Genomic DNA, 25,657 nt, shown 5'->3' with positions numbered 1-25,657 from the left:
AGCATGAGCCTTGCACCCATTGCCCAGGCGCAACACGAGTTGTCCATCAGCCGCCTGATCGACGCACCACCGGCCAAAGTATTTCGCGCCTGGACCGAACCCCAGTGGCTGATGCAGTGGTGGGGGCCGCGCGGCATGACCACCCCGGAGTGTGAGATGCAGTTGTGGGCCGGTGGCCTGTTTCGCACCCTGATGCGCGCGCCGGATGGCAGCGAGTACCCGAACCAGGGCGTTTTCCTGGAAATTGCCGCGCCACGCCGGCTGGTGTTCACCGATGCCTTCGGCCCCGGTTGGGTGCCGTCGGACAAGGCCTTCATGACCGCCGTGATCAGCTTTGACGAGGAACAGGGCAAAACCCGCTACACCGCCCGTGCCTGGCACTGGAATGCCACCGACTGCCGGGCCCATGAAGAAATGGGCTTCCACCAAGGCTGGGGAGAAAGCCTGGACCGCCTGGTGGAGGTGGTGACCCAGCGGATGCCCGACTGATGGCAGCACTGGCCCAGGTGAGCGCCGAAGTCGAGGCCGTGTACCGGCAGGAGTCGCGGCGCATACTGGCGACACTGATCCGCTTGCTGGGTGATTTTGACCTGGCCGAGGAGGCCATGCATGACGCCTTCTTCATTGCCGTCGAGCGCTGGCAACGCGACGGTATCCCCGCAAACCCGCGAGCGTGGCTGGTCTCTGTCGGGCGCTTCAAGGCCATCGACGCGCTGCGCCGGCGCGTCCGCTTCGACCGCTCCCAGGCGGACTTGAGCATGCTGCTGGATGGTCAGGCGCAGGACCCCAGTGAAGAAGAACTGCTGGCGGATGACCGCCTGCGGCTGATCTTCACCTGTTGCCATCCGGCCCTGTCGGCCGACGCTCAGGTGCCATTGACGCTTCGCGAAGTCTGCGACCTGACCACCGAGCAGATCGCCCGCGCCTTTCTGCAAAGCCCGACAACCATCGCCCAGCGGATCGTGCGTGCCAAGGCCAAGATCCGTGACGCGGGCATACCGTACCAGGTACCCGAGCTCAATGAGCTGCCCGAGCGCCTGGAAAGCGTGTTGCGGGTGATCTACCTGGTGTTCAATGAGGGCTATTCGGCGTCATCGGGCGAAACACTGCTGCAGCAGGAACTGAGCGATGAAGCCATTCGCCTGGCGCGGTTGCTGGTGCAGTTGCTGCCCGACCCGGAGGCGGTCGGCCTGCTGGCGTTGATGCTGCTGCAGGCGTCCCGGCAGCGGGCGCGCATCGATGGCCAAGGCGATTTGGTGGTTCTGGAGCAGCAGGACCGTAGCTTGTGGGACCGGCAGTTTATTGCCGAAGGCTGTGCCCTGGTGCGCCAGGCCCTGCAGAGCCGTGCGTTCGGGGCCTATACCGTCCAGGCGGCGATTGCTGCCGTGCATGCCGAAGCGGCGACGGCTGAAGAGACGGACTGGGGAGAGATCGTCGGCCTGTATGACGTATTGCAGCGGTATTGGCCATCAGCGGTGGTGGCGCTGAACCGGGCGGTGGCGCTGGCGAAGCGGGATGGGCCGGAGGTTGGCTTGCGGGAAGTCGAAGGGATTCTGGCGCGGGGGGAGTTGCTGGACTATCACCTGGCACATGCGGCGCGCGCCGAGTTGCATTGCCAGCTGGGGCAGGTAGAAGAGGCGCGAGCGGCCTGGCAGCAGGCGCTGGCCTTGACCCGACAGGCGCCTGAGCGGCGGCATATCGAGCGGCGTTTGCAGGCTATCGAATGATGTGGGGGTGCCGGCTCTTTTCGGGCCAGCCCATATCCCACAGGATGCCCGCTAAATCAACGAATTAGCGGGTTACCCAGGAGAGCAGCCTTGAAGTAGGTGCTGGCTGCATCACACTTCAGCTCGCCACAAAATTCGGCGGCGACACCAGCTCGACGGTCTGCTGCTTGCGCGGCGCCAGGATCTCGGCTTCACCCGCGACCACCAGCTCGTCGTTCTGGTTGTAGACGTTGGTGGCGATGCGCACCTTGAACTTGGGCAGCTTCTCGAGGATTTCCAGGCGCACGGTCAGGGTGTCGCCAATTTTCACCGGCTTCTGGAAGCTCATCTGCTGGCCCAGGTAGATGGTGCCAGGGCCAGGCAGTGTGCAGGCCACTGCCGCACTGATCAGCGCGCCGCTGAACATGCCATGGGCAATACGTTCGCGGAACATGCTCTTGGCGGCGAATTCGGCATCCAGGTGAACCGGGTTGTGGTCACCGGACATCGCGGCGAACAGCTGAATGTCACGTTCTTCAACGGACTTCTTGTATTCGGCCGTCTGGCCGACTTCGAGGGCTTCGTAAGGCGTGTTGGTGACCTGGGACATCGATGCTTCCTTAAGCGTTGGGCGAGGGCGGCTATCATTCACTGCGCGCAGGGCGGCCAAGGGCCAGCGCCTGTTCAAGCCAGCAGAGAATATCGGCGATGACCTCGCCACGGTTGATTTCGTTGAGTACTTCATGCCGCGCCTCCGGGTAGACGCGCAGCTGTACATGTCGGTTGCCGGTCGCGCGCAGGGCGTCGGCCAGATGGGTGAGACGCTTGCCGGCACTGACCGGATCACATTCACCGCCAATCACCAGCATCGGCAGGTTGGGATCGATCTGCGCGAGGTTACCCGGCTGACTGATCTGCGCCAAGCCTTGCAGCAGGTCGAGCCACAACTGGTTGGTGCAGCGAAAGCCGCACAACGGGTCGTTCACGTACTGATCGACCTCGCCCGGGTCGCGGCTGAGCCAGTCGAAGGCTGTGCGATTGGGCTTGAAGGCGCTGTTGAACGAACCGAAGGACAACCATTCGATCAGTGCACTCTTGCCCAGTGGCCCCTGGCGCCAGGATTCCAGCCGGGCAATCAGCCGCGCAAAGCGGTACAGCACGGCCGGTTGGTAGTTGGAGCCGCTGAGGATAGCCCCGTGCAGGCTGCCACTGTGATGCAGCAGGTACGCCTGGGCGATATAGCTGCCCATGCTGTGGCCGAACAGGAACAGCGGCGTGCACGGGTACTGCTGGCCGATATGCTGGGCCACACATCCCAGGTCGTTGACCACGGCATTCCAGCCATGATGGCGGGCGAACAGGCCGAGGTTGCCCAGCTCGGCAGTGCGCCCGTGGCCACGCTGATCGGCAGCGAACAGGGCAAAGTCGGCCTCGCTCAGGGCCTGGCCCAGGCGCTGGTAGCGCCCGGCATGCTCGGCCATGCCATGGGCCAGCAGCACCACGGCCTTTACCGGTTTGGCCGGCAGCCATTGGTGTACGTACAGGCTGCAGTGCTCACTGGCGGGCAGCCAGAAGGCGTCGTGGGGCATGGCGGGTCCTTGTGCGCGCAATTACCCGAACAGTGTATGCACAACCGGCCGGATTGCAGGAGGGGCACAAATAAGATTCACAATGTTAATGGCGGCACTTGGCGTATATGCCACCTTGGGTTTACCTGCTAACGTCGAATCAACGCCTTTTCGCCAGCAGGCGGTCAGGTAAAGGATTAAAGGACGCAGTGCAGGTCCAGGCAGAGGAACAATAATAAATGCAAGCCGATTTCTGGAATGACAAGCGCCCGGCAGGCGTGCCTTCCACCATCGACATCAATGCCTACGCCTCGGTGGTCGAGGTGTTCGAGCGCTCCTGCAAGCGTTTTGCCGACCGCCCGGCGTTCAGCAACCTGGGCGTGACCCTCAGCTACGCGGAACTGGAGCGCCATTCGGCAGCCTTCGCTGCCTGGTTGCAGCAGCACACCGACCTCAAACCGGGTGAGCGCATTGCCGTGCAGATGCCCAATGTGCTGCAGTACCCCATCGCCGTATTCGGTGCCATGCGCGCCGGGCTGATCGTGGTCAATACCAACCCGTTGTACACCGAGCGCGAGATGCGCCACCAGTTCAAGGACAGTGGCGCGCGTGCGCTGGTGTACCTGAACATGTTCGGCAAGCGCGTGCAGGAGGTGCTGCCCGATACCGGTATCGAGTACCTGATCGAAGCAAAGATGGGCGACCTGCTGCCGGCCGCCAAGGGCTGGCTGGTCAACACCGTGGTCGACAAGTTGAAGAAGATGGTGCCGGCCTACCAGTTGCCCCAGGCGGTGCCGTTCAAGCAGGTGCTGCGCGAGGGCCGCAGGCTGTCGCCCAAACCGGTGTCGCTGAACCTCGATGACATCGCCGTGCTGCAGTACACCGGCGGCACCACCGGCCTGGCCAAGGGCGCCATGCTCACCCATGGCAACCTGGTGGCCAACATGCTGCAGGTGCTGGCCTGCTTCTCGCAGCACGGCCCCGATGGGCAGAAGCTGCTGAAGGACGGCCAGGAAGTGATGATCGCGCCGCTGCCGCTGTACCACATCTATGCCTTCACCGCGAATTGCATGTGCATGATGGTCACCGGCAACCATAACGTGCTGATTACCAACCCTCGGGATATTCCCGGCTTCATCAAGGAGCTGGGCAAGTGGCGTTTCTCTGCCTTGCTGGGCCTCAATACCTTGTTTGTCGCACTGATGGACCACCCGGGCTTCCGTCAGCTGGACTTCTCGGCGCTGAAGGTCACCAACTCTGGTGGCACAGCGCTGGTCAAGGCCACCGCCGAGCGCTGGGAAGACCTTACCGGGTGCCGCATCGTTGAAGGCTACGGCCTGACAGAAACCTCGCCGGTGGCCAGCACCAACCCCTACGGCCAGCTGGCGCGTCTGGGTACGGTGGGCATCCCCGTGGCGGGTACTGCGTTCAAGGTCATCGATGATGATGGCAACGAACTGCCGCTGGGCGAGCGGGGCGAGCTTTGCATCAAAGGCCCGCAGGTCATGAAGGGTTACTGGCAGCAGCCCGAGGCAACGGCCCAGGCACTGGATGCAGAAGGCTGGTTCAAGACCGGTGATATCGCGGTGATCGACCCGGACGGCTTCACCCGCATCGTCGACCGCAAGAAGGACATGATCATCGTCTCGGGCTTCAACGTGTACCCTAACGAAATCGAGGATGTGGTGATGGGGCACCCCAAGGTCGCCAACTGTGCGGCTATCGGCGTGCCGGACGAGCGTTCCGGCGAGGCGGTCAAGCTGTTCGTGGTGCCGCGCGAGGGGGGGCTGAGCGTTGATGAGCTGAAGGCCTACTGCAAGGCCAACTTCACCGGCTACAAAGTACCCAAGCACATCGTGCTGCGCGAATCGTTGCCCATGACGCCGGTGGGCAAGATTTTGCGGCGGGAGTTGCGCGATATAGCGTGATACCGGGATGGCTTCTTCGCGGGTAAACCCGCTCCTACACCGCCAATGTAGGAGCGGGTTTACCCGCGAATGCCTCTAAACCGCTCTAAAAGGCCATATACAGCCTTATCTGCGACATTTTGGATAATTACTCTAAAAATGACCTGTATTGTTCATTGAGTCATTTTTGTGACCGCAAGGCCTGTTTTGGCCTCTAGGCGACCCCAGGCAAAGCTGTTACTCTCGGCCCGCTTCCAGATGATCCGGTTTGCAACGAACCGTCATCTCATATCAATAATAAGCGCATCGACGCGTGAATCGAACTTCGCTGTTGCTGAAGGAGTGGGCTTCCATGATCGAAAATTTTTGGAAGGATAAGTACCCAGCCGGGATTACGGCGGAAATCAATCCTGACGAATTCCCCAATATCCAGGCGGTACTCAAGCAATCCTGCCAACGCTTTGCCGACAAACCGGCCTTTAGCAACCTGGGCAAGACTATCACTTATGGCGAGTTGTATGCGTTGTCGGGGGCGTTTGCCGCCTGGCTGCAGCAGCATACCGACCTCAAGCCGGGTGACCGCATTGCCGTGCAACTGCCCAATGTCCTGCAATACCCGGTCGCGGTCTTCGGTGCCATGCGTGCCGGGCTGATCGTGGTCAACACCAACCCGCTGTACACCGCGCGGGAGATGGAACACCAGTTCAACGACTCGGGTGCCAAGGCCCTGGTGTGCCTGGCCAACATGGCCCACCTGGCCGAAAAAGTGGTGCCCAAAACCCAGGTCAGGCACGTTATCGTCACCGAAGTGGCCGACCTGCTGCCGCCACTCAAGCGCCTGCTGATCAACAGCGTGATCAAGTACGTGAAGAAGATGGTGCCGGCCTACAACCTGCCGCAGGCCGTGCGTTTCAATGACGCCCTGGCGCTGGGCAAGGGCCAGCCAGTGACCGAGGCCAACCCGCAGGCCAACGACGTGGCGGTGCTGCAATACACCGGCGGTACCACCGGCGTGGCCAAAGGCGCCATGCTGACCCATCGCAACCTGGTGGCCAACATGCTGCAGTGCCGGGCACTGATGGGCGCCAACCTGCACGAAGGCTGCGAAATCCTCATCACTCCGCTGCCGCTTTACCACATCTATGCGTTTACCTTCCATTGCATGGCGATGATGCTGATCGGCAACCACAACGTGCTGATCAGCAACCCGCGAGACTTGCCGGCAATGGTCAAGGAACTGGGCAAGTGGAAGTTCAGCGGCTTTGTGGGCCTTAACACCCTGTTCGTCGCCTTGTGCAATAACGAGGCGTTCCGAGCCCTGGATTTCTCGGCGCTGAAAATCACCCTGTCGGGCGGCATGGCCTTGCAGCTAAGCGTGGCCGAGCGCTGGAAGGCCGTTACCGGTTGCGCCATCTGCGAAGGCTACGGCATGACCGAAACCAGCCCGGTGGCGGCGGTGAACCCGTCGGAAGCGAACCAGGTGGGCACCATCGGTATTCCGGTGCCGTCGACCTTGTGCAAGGTCATCGACGACGCCGGCAATGAGCTGCCGCTTGGCGAAGTGGGCGAGCTGTGTGTCAAGGGCCCGCAGGTGATGAAGGGCTACTGGCAGCGTGAAGATGCCACGGCCGAGATTCTCGACAGCGAAGGCTGGCTGAAGACCGGCGACATCGCCGTGATCCAGGCGGACGGCTACATGCGCATCGTCGACCGCAAGAAAGACATGATCCTGGTCTCGGGCTTCAACGTGTACCCCAACGAGCTGGAAGACGTGTTGGCGGCCTTGCCGGGCGTGCTGCAGTGCGCTGCCATCGGTGTGCCGGACGAGAAATCGGGTGAAGTGATCAAGGTCTTCATCGTGGTCAAGCCGGGCATGACCGTGACCAAGGAGCAGGTGATGGAGCACATGCGTGCCAACGTCACCGGTTACAAGGTACCGCGCCACATCGAGTTCCGCGATTCGCTGCCTACCACCAACGTGGGCAAGATCCTGCGCCGCGAACTGCGTGATGAAGAGCTCAAGAAGCAAGGCTTGAAGAAGATCGCCTGACCATTAGCCTGCACGCTCAGTGTGGGGGCGGCCTGGTGTCGCGAAAGGGCCGCGAAGCGGCCCTGGGGTTTCGGCGGCGATGCAACGATGGCTGGGGGCGCTTTGCGCCCCTTTCGCGACACAAGGCCCCACAATAAGATGCGGCGCCGTCTTCAGACATTGTGAGCCCCTGTAGGCGCGGGTTTACCCGCGATACGGTAGTGGCGACAACGGTGAACGGCGGGTGGAGATAGGTCAGCAGGGCCGGCCCTTTCGCGGGTAAACCCGCGCCTACATCCGCGCAACTCAGCGCAGCTTCTCGAGCATCTGGTAATACCACATCCCCGCCGCCAGCAGCGGGTTCCCCAGCAAGTCCCCCATCGGCACCCGCACATGCTTGCACTGGGCAAAGGTGTCGAACTTCTCCAGCGTGCCGGTCAACGCTTCGGCCATGATCTCGCCCATGATGTGGCTGGTGGCAATGCCGTGCCCCGAGTAACCCTGGCAGTACCACACGTTGTCCGACAGCTTGCCCAGCTGCGGGATGCGGTTGACCACGATGCCCATGGCGCAGCTCCACTGGAACTCGATCGGCACCCCCTTCAATGCCGGGAAGGTGCGTTCGATGCAGGGGCGCAATTCGCCTTCGATGTCGCGTGAATCCTTGCCTGAGTAGTTGGCGCCGCCGCCGAACAGCAGGCGCTTGTCGGCCGTCAGGCGGTAGTAGTCGAGGACGAAGCGGCAGTCGTACACCGCCAGGTCCTGCGGGTTGATCTGCTCGGCCAGCTCACCCAGCGGCGCGGTGGTGACGATACCGCCCATGGCTGGGAAGATCTTGCCCTTGAGCTGGCGCTTTTCGAGCTTGTGATACACATCGCCGGCCAACATCACCTGGCGTGCCTCCACCCGGCCGTGGGCGGTAACCACCGCCGGGCGCGGGCCATGGACGATGTCCAGCACTTCGGAATTTTCGAATATCAGTGCACCCAGGCCATGTGCGGCACGGGCTTCACCCAGGCACAGGTTGAGTGGGTGCAGGTGCAGGTTGCGCAGGTTCTTCAACGCACCCAGATAAAGCGGGCTTTGCAGATGCTCGGCCACTGCAGCGCGATCGAGCAGTTGCACCTGCTCGCCCATGCCGCGGCGCTGTGCTTCGGCCTCGAACGCACGCAGTTCGTTCATGTGCGAAGGTTTCATCGCGGCATGCAAATGGCCACGCTTGAGGTCGCAATCGATGCCATAGCGCGCCACGCGCTGCTCGATCACCTGGTGCCCGCGCCAGCGCAAGTGCCAGATGAAGTCGTCGACTTCGGCGCCCAGGTGGTTGCGCATCTGCGAGCGCATGGCCTCGTCGCCCGACAGGCTGCCGGTGACCTGGCCGCCGTTGCGACCGCTGGCGCCCCAGCCGATACGGTTGGTTTCGACGATGGCGACCTTCAGGCCGCGCTCGGCCAGTTCAACCGCCGTGGCCACGCCCGTAAAGCCACCGCCGATGATCGCCACATCCACCTGCACCGTGCCTTTGAGTTGCGGGTACTCGCTGTGGTCGTTGAGGGTGGCGCTGTAATAGGACGGCGCGCGCTGCGCCGGGCCGTTGTTCAATGCTGCGTTCATGGGTGTTCCTTGTTTTGTAGGGGCTCAGGCCTGGTGCAGGTACCAGCGCCAGTCCTGTTCGCTGACTTCAGCCATGAACTGGCGGTACTCGGCGCGCTTGACCTTCAGGTACACGCCAAGGAAGTCTTCGCCCAGTGCTTCACGGGCCCATTCGGAATGTTGCAGGGCGTCGAGGGTGGTCAGCCAGTCGGTGGGCAGGTGTTCGGTGGCCTGAGCGTAACCGTTGCCTTCAACGGGGGCACCTGGGTCAAGCTGTTCGCGGATGCCCTGGTGGCTGGCAGCGAGGATCGCCGCTGCAGCCAGGTAAGGGTTGGCATCCGCGCCACAGATGCGGTGCTCCACATGGCGACTGTTGGCAGGGCCTCCTGGCACACGCAGGCTCACGGTGCGGTTGTCCACGCCCCAGGTTGGCGCCAGGGGCGCATAGCTGTTGGCCTGGAAACGTCGGTACGAGTTGGCGTTGGGGCAGAACAGCAGCAGCGAGTCGCGCAGGTGGCGCAGCATGCCGGCCACGGCCTGGCGCAGCAGCGGGGTGCCGGCCTTGTCTTCGCTGGCGAACAGGTTGTTGCCGGCGCTGTCGGCCAGGCTCAGGTGCATGTGCATGCCCGTGCCGGCCAGTTGGGCAAATGGCTTGGCCATGAAGCAGGCCTGCATGCCGTGAGCATGGGCCACACCTTTTACCAGGCGCTTGTAGCGCACCGCCTGGTCCATCGCCTGCAGCGCATCGCCATGCTCCAGGGTGATTTCCACCTGGCCGGGGGCGTACTCGGAAATGGCCGTGCGCGCCGGGATGCCTTGGGCCTTGCAGGCAGCGTACAGGTCGGCGAGGAACGGTTCGATCTGCTCCAGTTCGCGCAGGCCATAGACCTGGGTGCTGCGTGGGCGACCGCCATCGTTGTCCAGTGCCGGTTGTGGGCGGCCCTGGGCATCACGCTGCTGGTCGAGCAGGTAGAACTCCAGCTCGCAGGCCATCACCGGGTGGTAACCATCGGCCTTCAACGCTTCGATGGTGCGCAGCAGCACATGGCGTGGGTCAGCGATGCTGGCCGGCAGCCCCTCGCTGGGGTGCATGCTCACCTGCACTGCAGCGGTGGGCACCCGGCGCCAGGGCAGCCGCACCAGGCTGCCGTCAAGCGGGTAGGCACGGCAGTCGATATCGCCTACGTCCCACACCAGGCCGGAGTTTTCCACGTCGTCGCCATTGAGGGTCAGGCCAAGGATGGTGCTGGGCAGTGGCCGGCCTGTCTGGTACACGGCCAGCAGTTCCTCGCGGTGCAACAGCTTGCCGCGTGGCACACCGTTGGCGTCGAGGATGAACAGTTCGAACAGCTCGATATCGGGGTTGTCGGCCAGAAAACGGGTAGCCTGCTCTACAGGGGCAAAGTGCATGATCAATTCGCTCATAGGCGCGCAGGGCCACCGCGCAAGCAGGCGGCCCAGTTGAGTCAAACGGCCAGACGGTGGCCGGGTTTGGTCACAATGGCGTGAGCGAGGTGTCCGGTGGGCGCGCGTGACGGCAGTGCCACAAGGCCCAGAAGGCGAGGATGATGTGGACCAGCGGATTTTCCCCGGCACGGCTCCGGGCCTTCGGTAGCGAAGGGCGGGACGACGGTGGGGCGATAGGCTGGGCGGGAGTCATGCCTTTGATACTCACATGCGGCGTAAGGTTGATTAAAGCAGTGAATGGCAACCTTTACATCGCACTTGGCTAAACATTCGTGGTGAAAGCATCACGGTCAATGTGGGAGCGGGCTTGCGTCGCGAAAGGGCCGCGTAGCGGGCCCCGGCCATCAGCGACCATTCAGAAGTTTCTGGGCCGCTTTGCAGCCCTATCGCGACACAAGGCCGCTCTCACAGGGAGCGTGCAAGCAGCAGAGAATCCGCAAATCTGCGACAATCGCCCGACTTTCCGAATGCCGATCATGAAAAAGCAGGCTCACCTGCATCACTAAAAAGCCCCATGACTGACCACGCCATCGACAAACTGCTGCAAAACCTCGACCACGCCATGATTGCCGACCGCCATCGCCTGCGCCGGCAACTGCACGAACTGCGCAAGCGCCCCGACGAGGCGAAGCTGGCGCAGTGGGTGGAGAAGGTCCAGGCCTCCTGCGCTCAGGTCACCGCGCGTCAGCAGAGCGTGCCGACCGTACGCTACGACGACAACCTGCCCATCGCCGCCAAGCGTGACGAAATCAAGAAGGCCCTGGCCGAAAACCAGGTGTTGGTGATCGCCGGCGAGACCGGCTCTGGCAAGACGACCCAGTTGCCGAAAATCTGCCTGGAACTTGGCCGTGGCAGCCATGGGTTGATCGCCCATACCCAGCCACGCAGGATCGCAGCGCGTAGCGTGGCCGCGCGAGTCGCCGAAGAGCTGGGCACGCCCTTGGGCGCGCTGGTCGGCTACCAGGTGCGTTTCGAAGACCAGAGCGATTCCAATACCTTGGTCAAGCTGATGACCGACGGCATCCTCCTGGCCGAAACCCAGCACGACCGTTTCCTTGAACGCTACGACACGATCATCGTCGACGAAGCGCACGAGCGCAGCCTGAACATCGACTTCCTGCTCGGCTACCTGAAAACGTTGCTGCATCGTCGACCGGACCTGAAGCTGATCATCACCTCGGCCACCATCGACCTGGAGCGCTTCTCCAGGCACTTCGATGGTGCGCCGATCATCGAGGTGTCCGGGCGCACCTTCCCGGTGGACACCTGGTACCGCCCGCTGACCAGCGAACAGGACGAGGAAGGCAACCAGATCGAGGATGACCTCACCGTCGATCAGGCCATCCTTGCCACCCTCGACGAGCTGGCGCAGCACGAGCGTAGCGAGGGCAAGGGGCCGGGCGATGTGCTGATCTTCCTGCCGGGCGAGCGGGAAATCCGTGATGCCGCCGAGATCCTGCGCAAGGCGCAACTGCGCCATACCGAGATTTTGCCGCTGTACGCGCGCCTGTCGCCGGCCGAGCAGCAGCGTATCTTCCAACCGCACACCGGGCGCCGCGTGGTGCTGGCCACCAACGTCGCCGAAACCTCGCTGACCGTGCCTGGCATCCGCTATGTGATCGACACCGGTACCGCGCGCATCAGCCGCTACAGCTACCGCGCCAAGGTCCAGCGCCTGCCGATCGAGGCGGTGTCACAGGCCAGTGCCAACCAGCGTAAAGGCCGTTGCGGCCGGGTCGAGCCGGGCATTTGCGTGCGTCTCTACAGCGAAGAGGACTTCAACAGCCGGCCAGCGTTTACCGACCCGGAGATTCTGCGCACCAACCTGGCGGCGGTGATCCTGCAGATGTTGCACCTGCGCCTGGGCGCAATCGATGCCTTCCCGTTCATCGAGCCGCCGGATGGCAAAGCCATCAGCGACGGTTTCAACCTGTTGCAGGAGCTTTCGGCGGTTAACCGCGAGAACCAGCTGACGCCAATTGGCCGCCAGCTGGCGCGCTTGCCGATCGACCCGCGGCTGGGCCGCATGCTGCTTGAAGGCGCGCGCCTGGGCAGCCTGCAGGAAGTGCTGATTGTCACCAGTGCGCTGTCGGTGCAGGACCCGCGTGAACGCCCTCCAGAACGCCAGCAGGCCGCCGACCAGGCGCACGCACAGTGGAAGGACGTGGACTCGGACTTCGCTGCGCTGGTCAACCTGTGGCGCGGCTTCGAGGAACAACGCCAGGCGCTGACTGCCAACCCGCTGCGCAACTGGTGCCGCAAGCAGTTCCTGAACTACTTGCGGCTGCGCGAGTGGCGCGATGCTCATCGTCAGTTGGCGCTGATTTGCCGTGACCTGCAGCTGACGGTGAACAAGGAACCGACTGATTACCAGAAGATGCACAAGGCAATCCTCAGCGGGCTGCTCAGCCAGATTGGCCAGAAGACCGAAGAGGGCGACTACCAGGGCGCCCGCCAGCGGCGCTTCTGGGTGCATCCATCGTCGGGCCTGGGACGCAAGCGCCCGCAGTGGGTCATGGCTGCCGAGCTGGTCGAAACCACCAAGCTGTATGCGCGCATGGTGGCCAAGATCGAGCCGGACTGGATCGAGCCGCTGGCCGGCCACCTGATCAAGAAAAACCATTTCGAGCCGCACTGGGAGAAGAAGCGCGGGCAGGTGGTGGCCTACGAGCAGATCACGCTCTACGGGCTGATCCTGGTCGGCCGTCGGCCGGTGCACTACGGCCCGATCGACCCGGCGACCTCGCGCGAGCTGTTTATCCGTGAAGGCCTGGTGGGTGGCGAAATCCAGTCGCGGGCCAAGTGCCTGGCGGCCAACAAACGCCTGCTTGAAGCGCTGGACGAGCTGGAAGCCAAGGCTCGCCGGCGTGACATTCTGGCTGACGAAGAAACGCTGTACGCTTTCTACGAAGCGCGCCTGCCGGCGGAAATCCACCAGACGGCGACCTTCGACAGTTGGTACCGCATGGGCAGCCAGAAGGACGCCAACCTGCTGATCATGCGCGAGGAGGACGTGCTGGCCCGCGAGGCCAGCGAAGTGACCGCCGCACAGTACCCCGACAGTATGCAGGTGGGCGATTTGCGCCTGCCGCTGAGCTACCACTTCGAGCCCGGCCACCCCCGCGATGGTGTGACGGTGCGGGTGCCGGCGCCGCTGTTGCCGAGCCTGCCGGGCGAGCGCCTGGAGTGGCTGGTGCCGGGCCTGCTGGAGGCCAAGTGCGTGGCGCTGGTGCGCAACCTGCCCAAGGCCCTGCGCAAGAACTTTGTCCCGGTACCTGACTTCGTCAAGGCTTCGCTGGCGCGCATGACCTTCGGCCAAGGGGCGCTCCCGCAGGCCCTGGGCCAGGAGCTGCTGCGCATGACCGGTGCGCGTGTGTCGGATGAGGCCTGGGACGAGTCGGTCAACCAGGTCGAAGGCCACCTGCGCATGAACATCGAAGTGGTCGATGGCCAGGGCAAGTTCCTTGGCGAAGGCCGCGACCTGGCGGAACTGACCGCGCGCTTTGCTGCCGCCAGCCAGGCTGCCCTGGCCGTGCCGCGTGACGCCAAGGGTGAGCAGCCGGTGCAGGCCAAGGCCTTCAGCGAAGTGAAGCAGACCGCCCAGCAGAAGATCGCCGGCCTGTCGATGACCGTGTACCCGGCGCTGGTGGAAGACAACGGCACTGTGCGTGAGGGGCGTTTCTCGACCCAGGCCGAAGCCGAGTTTCAGCACCGCCGCGCCTTGCAACGGCTGTTGCTGCAGCAACTGGCCGAGCCGGCCAAGTTCCTGCGCGGCAAGCTCCCGGGGCTGACCGAGCTGGGCCTGCTGTACCGTGAAATGGGGCGGGTCGAGGCGCTGGTCGAAGACATTCTGCTGGCCAGCCTGGACAGTTGCATCCTGGAAGGCGAACAACCGTTGCCACGTGATGGCGCGGCCTTGGCCGCGCTGGCTGAACGCAAGCGCGGCAGCTGGGCCGAGCATGCCGAGCGCCTGGCAAGGCAGACCCTGGAAGTGCTGAAGCTGTGGCATGGGCTGCAGAAGCGCTTCAAGGGCAAGATCGACCTGAGCCAAGCGGTGGCGCTGAACGACATCAAGCAGCAGCTGGGCAACCTGGTGTACCCGGGCTTCGTGCGCGAAACGCCTGGGGTGTGGTTCAAGGAGTTGCCGCGTTACCTCAAGGCGGTTGAGTTGCGCCTCGAGAAACTCGGCTCGCAAGTACAGAAGGACCGGGTGTGGAGCGGCGAGCTGGCCAATTTGTGGGCGCAGTACAAGGCCCGTGCCGACAAGCATGCCCAGGAAGGCAAGCGCGATGAGCAACTGACCGTGTACCGTTGGTGGCTGGAAGAATATCGCGTGTCGCTGTTTGCCCAGCAGTTGGGGACCAAGGTGCCGATTTCTGACAAGCGATTGAGCAAACAATGGAGTCAGGTGGAAGGCTAACCTCCATTATTTGTGGCAAACTTTGGGGCGTTTGGGGCCGCTTTGCGGCCCTTGGCGGGTGAGCCCGCCTTGCGGGGGTAAACGTAGGCCCCTGAATTGGCACTAAAGTGCCATTAACCTGTCATGTTTCCAGCCAGCGCCCTGTGGCGGTGGCCTTTGACCAGAGGAACGACCGTGCATAACGTCGTGATCAGCGGCACCGGCCTGTACACCCCGGCCCAGAGCATTTCCAACGAAGAGCTGGTGGCTTCCTTCAACGCCTGGTCGCAGCAGTTCAACCAGGACAACGCTGCCGCCATCGAGCGCGGTGAAGTCGAGGCGGCGCCGCTCTCCGACGCGGCGTTTATCGAAAAGGCCTCGGGCATCAAGAGCCGCTTTGTCATGGACAAGGCCGGTATCCTCGACCCGCAGCGCATGAAGCCGCGCTTGCCCGAGCGCAGCAACGATGAACCGTCGGTGCTGTGTGAAATGGCCGTGGCCGCTGCCCGCCAGGCCCTGGAGCGCGCAGGCCGAACGGCGGCCGATGTCGACGGGGTGATCGTCGCCTGCTCCAACTTGCAGCGCCCGTACCCGGCCATCGCCATCGAAGTGCAACAGGCACTGGGTGTCCAGGGCTTTGCCTTCGACATGAACGTGGCCTGCTCGTCGGCCACCTTCGGTATCCAGACCGCCGCCAACAGCGTAGCGCTGGGCCAGGCGCGGGCGGTGCTGATGGTCAACCCCGAAGTGTGCACCGGCCACCTCAACTTCCGTGACCGCGACAGCCATTTCATTTTTGGCGATGCCGCCACCGCCGTGTTGCTGGAGCGTGCCGACCAGGCCACTTCGGCGCACCAGTTCGACATCGTCAGCAGCAAGCTCTGGACTGAGTTCTCCAACAACATCCGCAACAACTTCGGCTTCCTCAACCGTGCGGCGGAAGAGGGTGAAGGCGCTGCGGACAAGCTGTTCATCCAGGAAGGCCGCAAGGTGTTCCGCGAGGTGTGCCCGAAGGTGGCCGAGCTGATCGGGGAGCACCTGCAGGAGAATGGGCTGCAACCGGGCGACGTGAAGCGCTTCTGGCTGCACCAGGCCAACCTCAGCATGAACCAGTTGATCGTCAAGAAACTGGTGGGGCGTGAAGTGTCCGAGGAAGAGGCACCGGTGATTCTGGACCGTTACGCCAATACCAGCTCGGCGGGGTCGGTGATTGCCTTCCACCTGTACCAGGATGACCTGGCCAAAGGCTCGTTGGGTGTGTTGAGCTCGTTTGGTGCGGGGTATTCGATTGGTAGCGTGATTCTGCGCAAGCGCTGATTCATCAGGCGCCTGTTACGGCCTCTTCGCGGGCTTGCCCGCTCCCACAGGTACAGCACAGTTCTCAAGGTCTGTGGTGATTCTGTGGGAGCGGGCAAGCCCGCGAAGGGGCCGGCGCATTTCACACAGGCAAAAAGAAGCGGGAAACGCCGGATGGGGTCGGCGTTTCCCGCTTCAAGTGAAGCAGAGCAGGGTGTTGCTTAGAACTTGGCTTCCAGGTCTACCTGCAGGGTGTCGACGTCAGCATTGCTGTTCGGCAGCTGCGACAGGTCGGTCTTGGCCATCAGGTAGGCAGCACCCAGGGAGAAGTTCTTGTCGATTTCGTAACCGACCTTGAACTTATGACCGCGCGAACCGGTGTAGCCGTTGCCGAAGTCCGAATCGGTGAACAGGCTGACCACCGCGTTACGCTGCACATCGCGGTAGTTGTAGTCCAGGCTCCAGGCACCCATTTTGGTTTTCAGGCCAGCCAGCCAGGCCTGATCTTCGCCGTCGGTGCTGTCGGTGTTCTTCACGTACTGGCCATAGGCCGACAACGGAATGGCCAAGCCAGTGAAGTCGATCTGGCCAAAGCCTTCCACCAGATTGAACTCGTTGGTGGTGTTGCCGAACGACTGCAGGATGGCTGCTTCCTTGTCGTTGTCGTAACCATAGATGCTGGCACCCACGGTGAGCTTGAGCACGTCGGCCGGCGCGAACTTGGCGCCCAACTGGCCGTGGTAGACCTGTGCATCGTGCTTGTACTGGACGCCGTCACCATCGACGTTGTCCTTCAAGGTGTACTGACCGGCGCTGGCAAACACTTCGGCCCCGCCCAGGTCAGCCTTGTAGGTGGCCGCCACACCTTCCGGGTTGATGTCGCTATCCCAGATGATGTCGCCCATGCTCACCCAAGGCTGTTGCATCTTGCCGCCAATCAGGTGCAGGTTAGGGACTGCAGTCGGGTGCCAGTCGAGGTAGGCCAGGTCGACCCACAGCGACTTCTTGTCGAAGTAGTTGTCGAAGCTCTGGTTGGTCGAACGTCGGTCAGCGCTGCTGCCAGTGGCGATACGAACCCCAGCGTCAACCTGCGGGTTGATCTCGCTGTAGAAGCCGACACGGGCACGTACTCGCTGGCGGTCCTGATTGCCGCTGCTGCTGTTCGGATCGTCGACGTTGACGTCTTCGTAACGCAGGCGCACGTCACCCTTGATCTGGGTCTTGGCGGCCCATGCCACTTTTTGTTCAAAGGAGCTCATACGTTCGGACTGAGCTTTCTGGTCGGCCTTTTCCTTGGTTTCTTTTGCCAGGTCGCCCTGCAGTTCGTTGTACTGCGCCTGGTTGATCGAGCCATTGGCGCGGAGCATTTCGAGCAGCTTGGCGTCGACAGCAGCACTGGCCGGGGCACTCAGGGCCAGCATCATGCCGGTGAGGCTTACTCCGGTAAGTGTGGAAACAAGACGCATAAGGTTCTCCCTACTGAAAAAAATGGGGGAGGCTCAAGCGCCTGCCCCTGCGTTGGCATGTCTTCGGAAAGGGCCTGAATAGACAGGTTCTAGGGTTCCGGAAAACAGGCGCAAGTATTGCGGGGGCCAATGACAGATTAATGTCTGATTAGTGGCACTGTTGTTAAGTAATTGAGAATTAAAGGGCCCACCCGGCGTTCGTCATTTGAGCGACGGGCCTTCCTTGGGGATACTGACGGTCTTCAGAGAGCGAGCCGAAAACGTGACCAGCCTGTACAGCCTTGCCCACCTGCGTGATCTGCCGACGGCCACCTGGGATGCCCTTGTGCCAGCCGGCCAACCCTTCCTGCGCCATGCTTTTCTCAGTGCAATGGAGGACAGCGGCAGCGTGGCGCGCAACACTGGCTGGGCCGCCGAGCACCTGGTGCTGGAGCGAGGCGGGCAGGTGCGGGCGCTGTTGCCCGCGTACCGCAAATGGCACTCGTTTGGCGAGTATGTGTTCGACCATGGTTGGGCCGATGCTTGTGAGCGGGCCGGTATCGCCTACTACCCAAAACTGCTTGGCGCTGTGCCGTTCAGTCCGGTCAGCGGCCCACGGCTGCTGGCGGCCGATCCGGCTGACGGCTTGTTGATGCTGCAGGCCCTGCCGGAGTATCTGGGCAAGGGTGGGCTGTCCGGAGCGCACATCAACTTCACCGACCCGGCGCTGGACGCGCAGTTGGCGGGCCTGCCTGGGTGGATGGAACGCCTGGGTTGCCAGTTTCACTGGCAAAACCGGGGGTATCGCGACTTCCAGGACTTTCTCGACAGCCTCAGCTCGCGCAAGCGCAAGCAGATGCGCAAGGAGCGCGAGCAGGTGGCGGGGCAGGGTATCGACTTCCGCTGGTACCGCGGTGATGAACTGGACGAGGCACAGTGGGATTTCGTCTTTCTGTGCTATGCCAACACCTATGCGGTGCGCCGTCGTGCCCCCTACCTGACGCGCGATTTTTTCAGCCTGCTGGCCGAGCGGATGCCCGAGGCGGTGCGCGTGGTGATGGCCCGCCAGGGTGGTCGAGATGTGGCCATGGCCTTGAGCCTGGTGGGGGGCGACAGCCTGTTTGGCCGCTATTGGGGCTGCCTGGATGAGTTCGACCGGCTGCATTTCGAGACGTGTTTCTACCAGGGCATGGACTTTGCCATTGCCGAGGGTTACCAGCGTTTCGATGCCGGGGCACAGGGCGAGCACAAGTTGATACGCGGGTTCGAGCCGGTGTTGACGCGGTCGTGGCATTACCTGCTGCACCCAGGGTTGCGGCGGGCGGTGGAGGATTTTCTGCTGCAGGAACGGGAAGGGGTCAAGGGGTATGCCGAGGAGGCGCGGGGGATGTTGCCCTACCGCCGGGACTGAGAGATCTGTGTTGCCTGTGCCGGCCTTTTCGCGGGTAAACCCGCTCCTACAACGATAGCGAACCTGTGTAGGAGCGGGTTTACCCGCGAAAAGGCCGCGCAGGTGTCAATCGACCCCGACAAAGCCTCCGGTCTGGTGGTGCCACAACCGGGCATACAGCCCTTGCTGCTCCAGCAACTCACTGTGGCTGCCACTCTCGACAATTCGCCCCTTGTCCAGCACCACCAGCCGGTCCATACGGGCAATGGTGGAAAGCCGGTGGGCAATGGCGATTACCGTCTTGCCCTGCATCAGCGTCTCCAGGCTTTCCTGGATCGCCGCTTCCACTTCCGAATCCAGCGCCGAGGTGGCCTCGTCCATGATCAGGATCGGCGCGTTCTTCAGCAGCACCCGTGCAATGGCGATACGCTGGCGCTGGCCACCCGACAGCTTGACCCCGCGTTCGCCCACATGGGCATCGAAACCGGTGCGGCCCTGGGCATCCGAAAGCTGTGGGATGAACTCGTCAGCCCGCGCGCGGCGCACAGCTTCGTGCAGTTCTGCATCGCTGGCACCGGGGCGGCCGTACAGCAGGTTTTCGCGGATCGAACGGTGCAGCAGCGAGGTATCCTGCGTGATCATGCCGATCTGTGCACGCAGGCTGGCCTGGCTCACCTTGGCAATGTCCTGGCCGTCGATGAGGATGCGCCCACCCTGCACGTCGTACAGGCGCAACAGCAGGTTGACCAGGGTCGACTTGCCTGCCCCGGACGGGCCAATCAAACCGATTTTCTCGCCCGGGCGGATGTCCAGGTTGAGCCCTTCTATGACATTGGTGGCCTTGCCGTAATGGAAGTCGACGTCATCGAAACGCACCGCGCCGCGGCTGACCTTCAGGGCCGGCGCATTGGGCAGGTCGGTGACGGTGACTGGCTGGGCGATGGTCTGCAGGCCGTCCTGCACCATGCCGATGTTCTCGAAGATGCCGTTGACCACCCACATGATCCAGCCCGACATGTTGACGATGCGGATCACCAGGCCAGTGGCCAGGGCGATGGCGCCCACGGTGATCAGCGATTGACTCCACAGCCACAGGGCAAGGCCGGTGGTGGCGACCACCAGCAAGCCATTGAGGGTGGTGATTACCACGTCCATGCTGGTGATCACCCGGGAGGCCAGCTGAGTTTTCTCGGTCTGCTCGCGGATTGCCTCACGCGCATACTGCTGTTCGTAGTCGGTATGGGCAAACAGCTTCAGCGTTGCGATGTTGGTGTAGCCGTCGACGATACGCCCCATCAGCTTGGAACGTGCGTCCGAAGACACCACCGAGCGCTCCTTGACCCGTGGCACGAAGTAGAACAGCGCTGCAATGTAGCTGACGATCCACGCCAGCAGCGGCAGCATCAGGCGCCAGTCGGCCTCGGCGAACAACACCAGCGAGGTGATGGCGTAGATCAGCACATGCCATAGCGCGTCCACCGCCTGCACGGCGGAATCGCGCAGCGAGTTGCCGGTCTGCATGATGCGCTGGGCAATACGCCCGGCGAAGTCGCTCTGAAAGAAGTTCAGGCTCTGCTTGAGCACATAGGTATGGTTTTGCCAGCGGATCAGGCTGGTCATGCCGGGGTTGATGGTCTGGTGCACCAGCAGGTCGTGCAGGCCGAAGAACAATGGCCGCAGCAGCAGAATCACCACCAGCATCCAGATCAGCTCGCCGCTGTGCTCGCTGAAGAAGTTGGCATTGGGCGTACCTTGGGCCAGGTCGATGATCCGGCTGAGGTAGCTGAACATCGCCACCTCGATCAGCGAGGCGACCAGGCCGACCACCAGCAGGGCCACGAAGCTGGGCCACACCTGGCGCAGGTAATACAGGTAGAACGGCCACACCGTGCTCGGGGGGGCTTCGCTCGGTGCCTCGCGGAAAATATCGATCAGTCTTTCGAAACGGCGGTACAGCATGGGCGACAACACTCCTGTTCGTCCGACCTTCAGGCGGTTTCACATCCTTGTGAAGCCTGCGGTCAGTCGATACGTTTGGCGGACTTGATATAGACCGGATCGGCCGGTACGTCGCGCATGCCTTTTTTGATGGTGGTCGGCGAGTTGACGATCTGATCGACCACTTCCATGCCTTTGGTCACCTTGCCGAACACGGCATAACCGGCGTCGCGGCCTGGGTTGAGGAAGTCGTTGTCGGCGACGTTGATGAAGAACTGGCTGGTGGCCGAGTTCGGGTTGGACGTGCGCGCCATCGACAGGGTGCCGCGGGTGTTCTGCAGGCCGTTGCTGGCCTCGTTCTTGATCGGGTCGTTGGTGTTCTTCTGCACCATCTGGTCAGTGAAACCGCCGCCCTGGACCATGAAGCCCGGGATCACGCGGTGGAAGATGGTGTTGTTGTAGAAGCCGCTGTCCACGTACTCCAGGAAGTTCTTGGTACTGAGCGGCGCCTTCTCGGCGTTCAGTTCGATTTCGACCTGGCCGAAGCTGGTGTCCAGCAGGACGTGCGGGGTCTTGTCGGACGCCATGACACTGGTGGCAAAGGCGACCGAGCAGGCGGTGAGCAGGAGTTTTTTCAGCATGGGCTCAAAGATCCTTGAGAGGTGGAAGCGGCTGCGAGGAACTGCAGCAGGGTCTGGTTGAAGACCTCGGGTTGATCGAGGGGTGTAGCGTGCCGGGAATCGTCGACGACGACCAGCCTGGCGTTGGGTATGAGGGCGACATAGCGCTGTTTCAGTTGTATCGGCGTGTAATCGTGGTCGGCGGCGATCACCAGGGTAGGACAGTGAATCTGCCCGATGCGTTCCTGCACGCCCCAGTCGACGATGGCGTCGAAGCTTTTCAGGTAGGCGCGCTTGTCGTTGCGCGCCCAGCGCTGGGCCATCTTCTGTCGCAGGTCTGCTTGTTGTGGTTTGGGGAACAGCCGCTCGGCCAGCCCCTTGCCGACGGTTTCGACTCTGAGCACGCGCGCCAGGCTCCAGCGTTTGAACCACCATAGCCAGTCACTGCGGGTGCGACGCTTGACCTCGGGGGCGCTGTTGACGATGCACAGGCTGCGCAACCATTGAGGGTGGTCGACGGCAAACTGGAAGCCGACCATGCCGCCCATGGACAGGCCGACGAAGTGCACCGGGCCTGTGTGCAAGTGTTCGAGCAGGGCCAGCAGGTCGGCACTGAAGGTGGCGATCTGGTAACCGTCAGCGGGTTTGTCGGAGCGACCGTGGCCGCGGATGTCCATGAGTATCACCCGGTAGTGGCCGCTGAGCACCGGCACCTGCAACTCCCAGTCCTGGCAACTGGAGCCCAGGCCGTGCAGCAGCACCAAGGGTTCGCCCTGGCCATATTCCTCGTAATGCAGCGTGCATCCTTCGTGTTCGAAATAGGCCATGGGCGCGGTCCTCTCAGGCTTGTGGGGGGGCTGCGAAGGGCACGTCCAGTGGCGCGGTGTCGAAATTGCGCAACAGGTCGATGAGAATCTGCGTGGCCGGGCCCAGGGTCTTCTCTTTGCTCGAATAAAGGTAGAACAGTGGGTGGCGGCTGCCACCCTGATCCAGCGGCAATGGCTTGAGCACGCCTTCGCGCAGCTCGCGCTCGATCATGTGACGGGGCAGCCAGGCAAAACCCAGGCCGCTGCTGACGAAGGTGGCGGCGGTGCCCAGGCTGCCGACGGTCCAGCGCTGCTCGGCGCCCAGCCAGCCGACGTCGCGCGGTTGGGCGCGGCCGGAGTCGCGGATCACCACCTGCAGCTGGCTTTCCAGGTCCTGGAAGGTCAGTTCGCGTCCCAGGCGGTGCAGGCTGTGTTCGGGGTGGGCGACGGCGATGAACTCCACGGCGCTCAATTCGGCGCCCAGGTAGCCGCCGATGCTGTAGCTGCTGATGGCCAGGTCGGCGATGCCTTCGTGCATCACTTCCTCCACGCCAGACAGCACTTCTTCACGCAGGCGCACCCGGCAGCCGCGGCTTTGTGGCATGAACGCAGCCAGCGCGCGTACCAGGCGGGCGCTGGGGTAGGCGGCATCGACCACCAGGCGCACCTCGGCTTCCCAGCCCTGTTCCATGTGGTGGGCCAGGTCTTCGAGCTGGCTGGCCTGCTTGACCAGATGGCGCGAGCGGCGCAGCAGCACATTGCCGGCCTCGGTCAGCACCGCCTTGCGGCCATCGATGCGCAACAGCGGGACGCCCAGCTGCTCCTGCATGCGGGCCACGGTGTAGCTGACCGATGACTGCGAGCGGTGCAAGGCCTCGGCGGCCTGGGCAAACCCGCCGTGATCGACCACTGCTTGCAGGGTTCGCCACTGGTCAAGGGTTACGCGCGGCGCTTTCATCTTTCGCTCCTGTTGTCCTAAGCTGCGCTCTTTCAAGGAGAGCGGCCCATGAAGAAATGTTGTGCGGCAATACTGATGTGCCTGCCCCTCGGGGCCATGGCTTATCCCATCGATGTGGAGAAGGAGCTGACCGGGGTCAAGCTCGACTACACCGCCTATGACACGGCCTATGACATTGGCGCCATCACCCTCAACAACTATGGGCAGGTCCCGGCGGCGTGCAAGGTGACCTTCCGCAATGGCCCGGAGGCACCGCGGGTGCGCCGTGTGAACGTACCGGCAGGTAAAAGCGTCGATGTCACTGCCAAATTCAATCGGCAAATCATCAAACTGCGGATCGCCTTGAACTGCAGTGCGGAATAAACTGATTAATCGATAGATTGGACCCACTTTTTACGCTTTTTTATCGATAGGTCAAGCCTTAATCTCACCTCCATCGAATCGCACCCTTTTTTGCCGATGGAGGCACCCCATGTCCCGCGTACTGATCATCGAAAGCAGCGCCCGCCAGCAGGATTCCGTTTCCCGTCAGCTGACCAAGGACTTCATCCAGCAATGGCAGGCTGCCCACCCGGCCGATCAGATCACTGTGCGCGACCTGGCAGTAAGCCCGGTACCCCACCTGGACGCGAACCTGCTGGGCGGCTGGATGAAACCCGAAGAACAGCGCAGCGCCGCCGAACTGGAGGCCCTGGCCCGTTCCAACGAGCTGACGGATGAGTTGCTGGCTGCCGACGTGCTGGTGATGGCTGCGCCCATGTACAACTTCACCATCCCCAGCACCCTGAAAGCCTGGCTGGACCATGTGCTGCGTGCCGGCATCACCTTCAAATACACCCCGACCGGCCCGCAAGGCCTGCTGACCGGCAAGCGCGCCATCGTCCTGACTGCCCGCGGCGGCATCCATGCGGGTGCCAGCAGTGACCATCAGGAACCGTACCTGCGCCAGGTCATGGCTTTCATCGGCATCCACGATGTCGACTTCATCCATGCCGAAGGCCTGAACATGAGCGGCGAGTTCCACGAGAAGGGCGTCAACCAGGCCAAGGCCAAGCTGGCGGCGGTGGCCTGAGGGTTCACGAATTCCCAAACCTGACACCTGTTTTTGCTCCTTTGGGTGTACCTGCCCGGCTTGTATGGCCGGGCTTTTTTTATGCCTGGGGTTTTTAGGTCGCCAGTGCCGGCCTTTTCGCGGGTAAACCCGCTCCTACAAAGGCCATTGCAGATAACTGCGCGCAGGCGAGCCGCGAAGAGGCCGGTACAGCCCCTACATTCCTCATGGTTGAACTCATTCGCTGCAACCCGCTAAGGTCGCGGCCTTGATTCAAGAGAGGCAACCATGGGCTACCTGATAATCGTCGCGCTGATCCAGGCGTTTTCCTTCAGCTTGATCGGCGAGTACCTGGCCGGGCACGTCGACAGCTATTTCGCAGTGCTCGCCAGGGTGCTGCTGGCCGGCCTGGTGTTCCTGCCGTTGACCCGCTGGCGTCACGTCGAGCCGCGCTTCATGCGCTGGATGCTGCTGATCGGCGCGTTGCAGTACGGCATCACCTACGTCTGCCTGTACCTGAGTTTCCGCGTGCTCACGGTGCCAGAAGTGCTGCTGTTCACCATCCTCACGCCGCTGCACGTGACGCTGATCGAAGACGCCCTGAACCGTCGCTTCAACCCGTGGGCGCTGCTGGCCGCGCTGGTTGCGGTAGCGGGCGCCGCCGTGATCCGCTTCGACAGCATCAGCGGCGAGTTCTTCATCGGCTTCCTGCTGCTGCAACTGGCCAACTTTACCTACGCCGCTGGCCAGGTGCTGTACCGTCACCTGGTCGCTCGCCATCCCAGCGACCTGCCACACTACGCGCGCTTTGGGTACTTTTACCTCGGCGCGTTGCTGGTGGTGCTTCCGGCCTTCCTGCTGTTCGGCAACACTCAGCACCTGCCGAGCACTGATGTGCAATGGCTGGTGCTGTTGTTCCTGGGGCTGTGTCCGACGGCGCTGGGGCTGTACTGGTGGAACAAAGGTGCATGCCTGGTTTCTGGCGGTACGCTGGCGGTCATGAACAACCTGCATGTGCCGGTAGGGCTGCTGCTGAACCTGCTGATCTGGAACCAGCACGAGCCGCTAGGGCGGCTGTTCATCGGCGGGGGGATCATCCTGGCGTCGGTGTGGCTGAGCCGCCTGGGTGGTCGCGCGCAAGCACCGCTGGCCGGCAAGGCCTGACGCGCCCGTTGATCCGGGGCTGCAGGGCAGCCCCGGCAATCTCAAGCCTCGCTCATATCTTCAATGCGACGCGGCATCGGCTCTGCCGCCGTACGCCCGGCCAACCCCACGCGCATGTCATTGCCACTCGGCTGCTGATACAGGCTCAAGCCGAACTCCGGCAACACCGCCAGCAGGTAGTCGAAGATATCCCCCTGGATCCGTTCGTAATCCGCCCACACCGTGGTGGTGGTGAAGCAGTAGAAACATCGCTGTGAACACGCTGAAAAAAGGGTGCTGGCTTTACACATTTGTTTTTGGATGCAATCTCCATGGGAGCT

Annotated in this window: 19 protein-coding genes and 1 pseudogene; 10 read left to right on the top strand and 10 right to left on the bottom strand. The window is 62.7% G+C overall.

Going from position 1 to position 25,657, the window contains the following annotated elements:
• The first annotated feature begins 3 nt into the window (after positions 1-3).
• Both V6093_RS11075 and V6093_RS11070 read left to right on the top strand, forming a co-directional pair.
• Positions 4-489 carry an SRPBCC family protein gene (locus V6093_RS11075; protein WP_012051517.1) on the top strand — a complete coding sequence of 162 codons (486 nt, stop codon included), beginning with the start codon at positions 4-6 and terminating at the stop codon, positions 487-489.
• Positions 489-1,727 (top strand): RNA polymerase sigma factor, encoded by a 1,239-nt coding sequence (locus V6093_RS11070; RefSeq protein ID WP_003254625.1) that lies wholly within the window; start codon positions 489-491, stop codon positions 1,725-1,727. Before V6093_RS11075 ends, V6093_RS11070 begins: the two co-directional genes overlap by 1 nt.
• 118 nt (positions 1,728-1,845) lie before the next feature.
• Here V6093_RS11070 and V6093_RS11065 read toward each other — a convergent pair whose 3' ends face one another.
• Both V6093_RS11065 and V6093_RS11060 read right to left on the bottom strand, forming a co-directional pair.
• Positions 1,846-2,316 carry a MaoC family dehydratase gene (locus V6093_RS11065; protein WP_014755701.1) on the bottom strand — a complete coding sequence of 157 codons (471 nt, stop codon included), beginning with the start codon at positions 2,314-2,316 and terminating at the stop codon, positions 1,846-1,848.
• Positions 2,317-2,350: 34 nt separating this feature from the next.
• A complete protein-coding gene (locus V6093_RS11060) occupies positions 2,351-3,295 on the bottom strand; it encodes an alpha/beta hydrolase (RefSeq protein WP_406669791.1) in 945 nt (314 codons plus the stop codon).
• A gap of 218 nt (positions 3,296-3,513) precedes the next feature.
• Here V6093_RS11060 and fadD2 point away from each other — a divergent pair, with 218 nt between their 5' ends.
• Entirely contained in the window at positions 3,514-5,202 is a 1,689-nt protein-coding gene (gene fadD2 / locus V6093_RS11055; protein WP_019750689.1) for a long-chain-fatty-acid--CoA ligase FadD2, read from the top strand.
• Between the two features lie 331 nt (positions 5,203-5,533).
• Complete coding sequence (fadD1, locus tag V6093_RS11050) at positions 5,534-7,231, top strand: long-chain-fatty-acid--CoA ligase FadD1 (RefSeq protein ID WP_003254620.1); 1,698 nt, start codon at positions 5,534-5,536, stop codon at positions 7,229-7,231.
• 285 nt (positions 7,232-7,516) lie between these two features.
• Here fadD1 and V6093_RS11045 read toward each other — a convergent pair whose 3' ends face one another.
• On the bottom strand, positions 7,517-8,824 hold the full coding sequence (locus V6093_RS11045; protein WP_003254619.1) for an FAD-binding oxidoreductase: 1,308 nt from the start codon (positions 8,822-8,824) through the stop codon (positions 7,517-7,519).
• 24 nt (positions 8,825-8,848) lie between these two features.
• A complete protein-coding gene (locus tag V6093_RS11040) occupies positions 8,849-10,213 on the bottom strand; it encodes a glutamine synthetase family protein (RefSeq protein WP_029380539.1) in 1,365 nt (454 codons plus the stop codon).
• A gap of 571 nt (positions 10,214-10,784) precedes the next feature.
• Here V6093_RS11040 and hrpA point away from each other — a divergent pair.
• Both hrpA and V6093_RS11030 read left to right on the top strand, forming a co-directional pair.
• Positions 10,785-14,690, top strand: coding sequence for an ATP-dependent RNA helicase HrpA (hrpA, locus tag V6093_RS11035; protein WP_003254617.1), 3,906 nt, complete (start codon positions 10,785-10,787; stop codon positions 14,688-14,690).
• A 174-nt stretch (positions 14,691-14,864) separates the two neighbouring features.
• Positions 14,865-15,986 (top strand): beta-ketoacyl-ACP synthase III, encoded by a 1,122-nt coding sequence (locus V6093_RS11030; protein ID WP_003254616.1) that lies wholly within the window; start codon positions 14,865-14,867, stop codon positions 15,984-15,986.
• 200 nt (positions 15,987-16,186) lie between these two features.
• On the opposite strand, the gene V6093_RS11025 is transcribed toward V6093_RS11030, so the two are convergent.
• Positions 16,187-17,431 (bottom strand): putative porin, encoded by a 1,245-nt coding sequence (locus V6093_RS11025; protein ID WP_003254615.1) that lies wholly within the window; start codon positions 17,429-17,431, stop codon positions 16,187-16,189.
• 262 nt (positions 17,432-17,693) lie between these two features.
• On the opposite strand from V6093_RS11025, the gene V6093_RS11020 reads away from it, so the two are divergent.
• The gene (locus V6093_RS11020) at positions 17,694-18,821 is read left to right on the top strand and encodes a GNAT family N-acetyltransferase (RefSeq protein WP_004576866.1); all 1,128 of its coding nucleotides are present in this window, start codon (positions 17,694-17,696) and stop codon (positions 18,819-18,821) included.
• 105 nt (positions 18,822-18,926) lie between these two features.
• On the opposite strand, the gene V6093_RS11015 is transcribed toward V6093_RS11020, so the two are convergent.
• From V6093_RS11015 to V6093_RS11000, 4 genes are all read right to left on the bottom strand, one after another.
• On the bottom strand, positions 18,927-20,759 hold the full coding sequence (locus V6093_RS11015; protein WP_012051527.1) for an ABC transporter ATP-binding protein: 1,833 nt from the start codon (positions 20,757-20,759) through the stop codon (positions 18,927-18,929).
• A gap of 62 nt (positions 20,760-20,821) precedes the next feature.
• Entirely contained in the window at positions 20,822-21,379 is a 558-nt protein-coding gene (locus tag V6093_RS11010; protein WP_047604243.1) for a peptidylprolyl isomerase, read from the bottom strand.
• Positions 21,373-22,185: an alpha/beta fold hydrolase gene (locus tag V6093_RS11005; protein WP_047604241.1), complete on the bottom strand. Its 813-nt coding sequence runs from the start codon at positions 22,183-22,185 to the stop codon at positions 21,373-21,375. Before V6093_RS11005 ends, V6093_RS11010 begins: the two co-directional genes overlap by 7 nt.
• 13 nt (positions 22,186-22,198) lie before the next feature.
• A complete protein-coding gene (locus V6093_RS11000; RefSeq protein WP_003254610.1) occupies positions 22,199-23,122 on the bottom strand; it encodes a LysR family transcriptional regulator in 924 nt (307 codons plus the stop codon).
• A 48-nt stretch (positions 23,123-23,170) separates the two neighbouring features.
• Here V6093_RS11000 and V6093_RS10995 point away from each other — a divergent pair, with 48 nt between their 5' ends.
• The 3 genes from V6093_RS10995 to V6093_RS10985 all read left to right on the top strand — a co-directional run bounded on the left by V6093_RS10995 (position 23,171) and on the right by V6093_RS10985 (position 25,337).
• Positions 23,171-23,485, top strand: coding sequence for a hypothetical protein (locus tag V6093_RS10995; protein WP_012051530.1), 315 nt, complete (start codon positions 23,171-23,173; stop codon positions 23,483-23,485).
• A gap of 109 nt (positions 23,486-23,594) precedes the next feature.
• Positions 23,595-24,194 (top strand): FMN-dependent NADH-azoreductase, encoded by a 600-nt coding sequence (locus V6093_RS10990; RefSeq protein ID WP_003254608.1) that lies wholly within the window; start codon positions 23,595-23,597, stop codon positions 24,192-24,194.
• Between the two features lie 267 nt (positions 24,195-24,461).
• Positions 24,462-25,337, top strand: a complete 876-nt coding sequence (locus V6093_RS10985) for a carboxylate/amino acid/amine transporter (RefSeq protein WP_047604239.1) — start codon at positions 24,462-24,464, stop codon at positions 25,335-25,337.
• A 41-nt stretch (positions 25,338-25,378) separates the two neighbouring features.
• Here V6093_RS10985 and V6093_RS10980 read toward each other — a convergent pair.
• Positions 25,379-25,579, bottom strand: a pseudogene (locus tag V6093_RS10980) (mechanosensitive ion channel family protein); the annotation flags it as partial.
• Positions 25,580-25,657: the final 78 nt, after the last annotated feature.

Source organism: Pseudomonas putida group bacterium ESBL64 (genome assembly GCF_045277175.1).
Taxonomy (GTDB): Bacteria; Pseudomonadota; Gammaproteobacteria; order Pseudomonadales; family Pseudomonadaceae; genus Aquipseudomonas; species Aquipseudomonas alloputida.
Note: the sequence above shows the minus strand (reverse complement) of the source record. Positions and strands in the feature narration are given on the sequence as shown.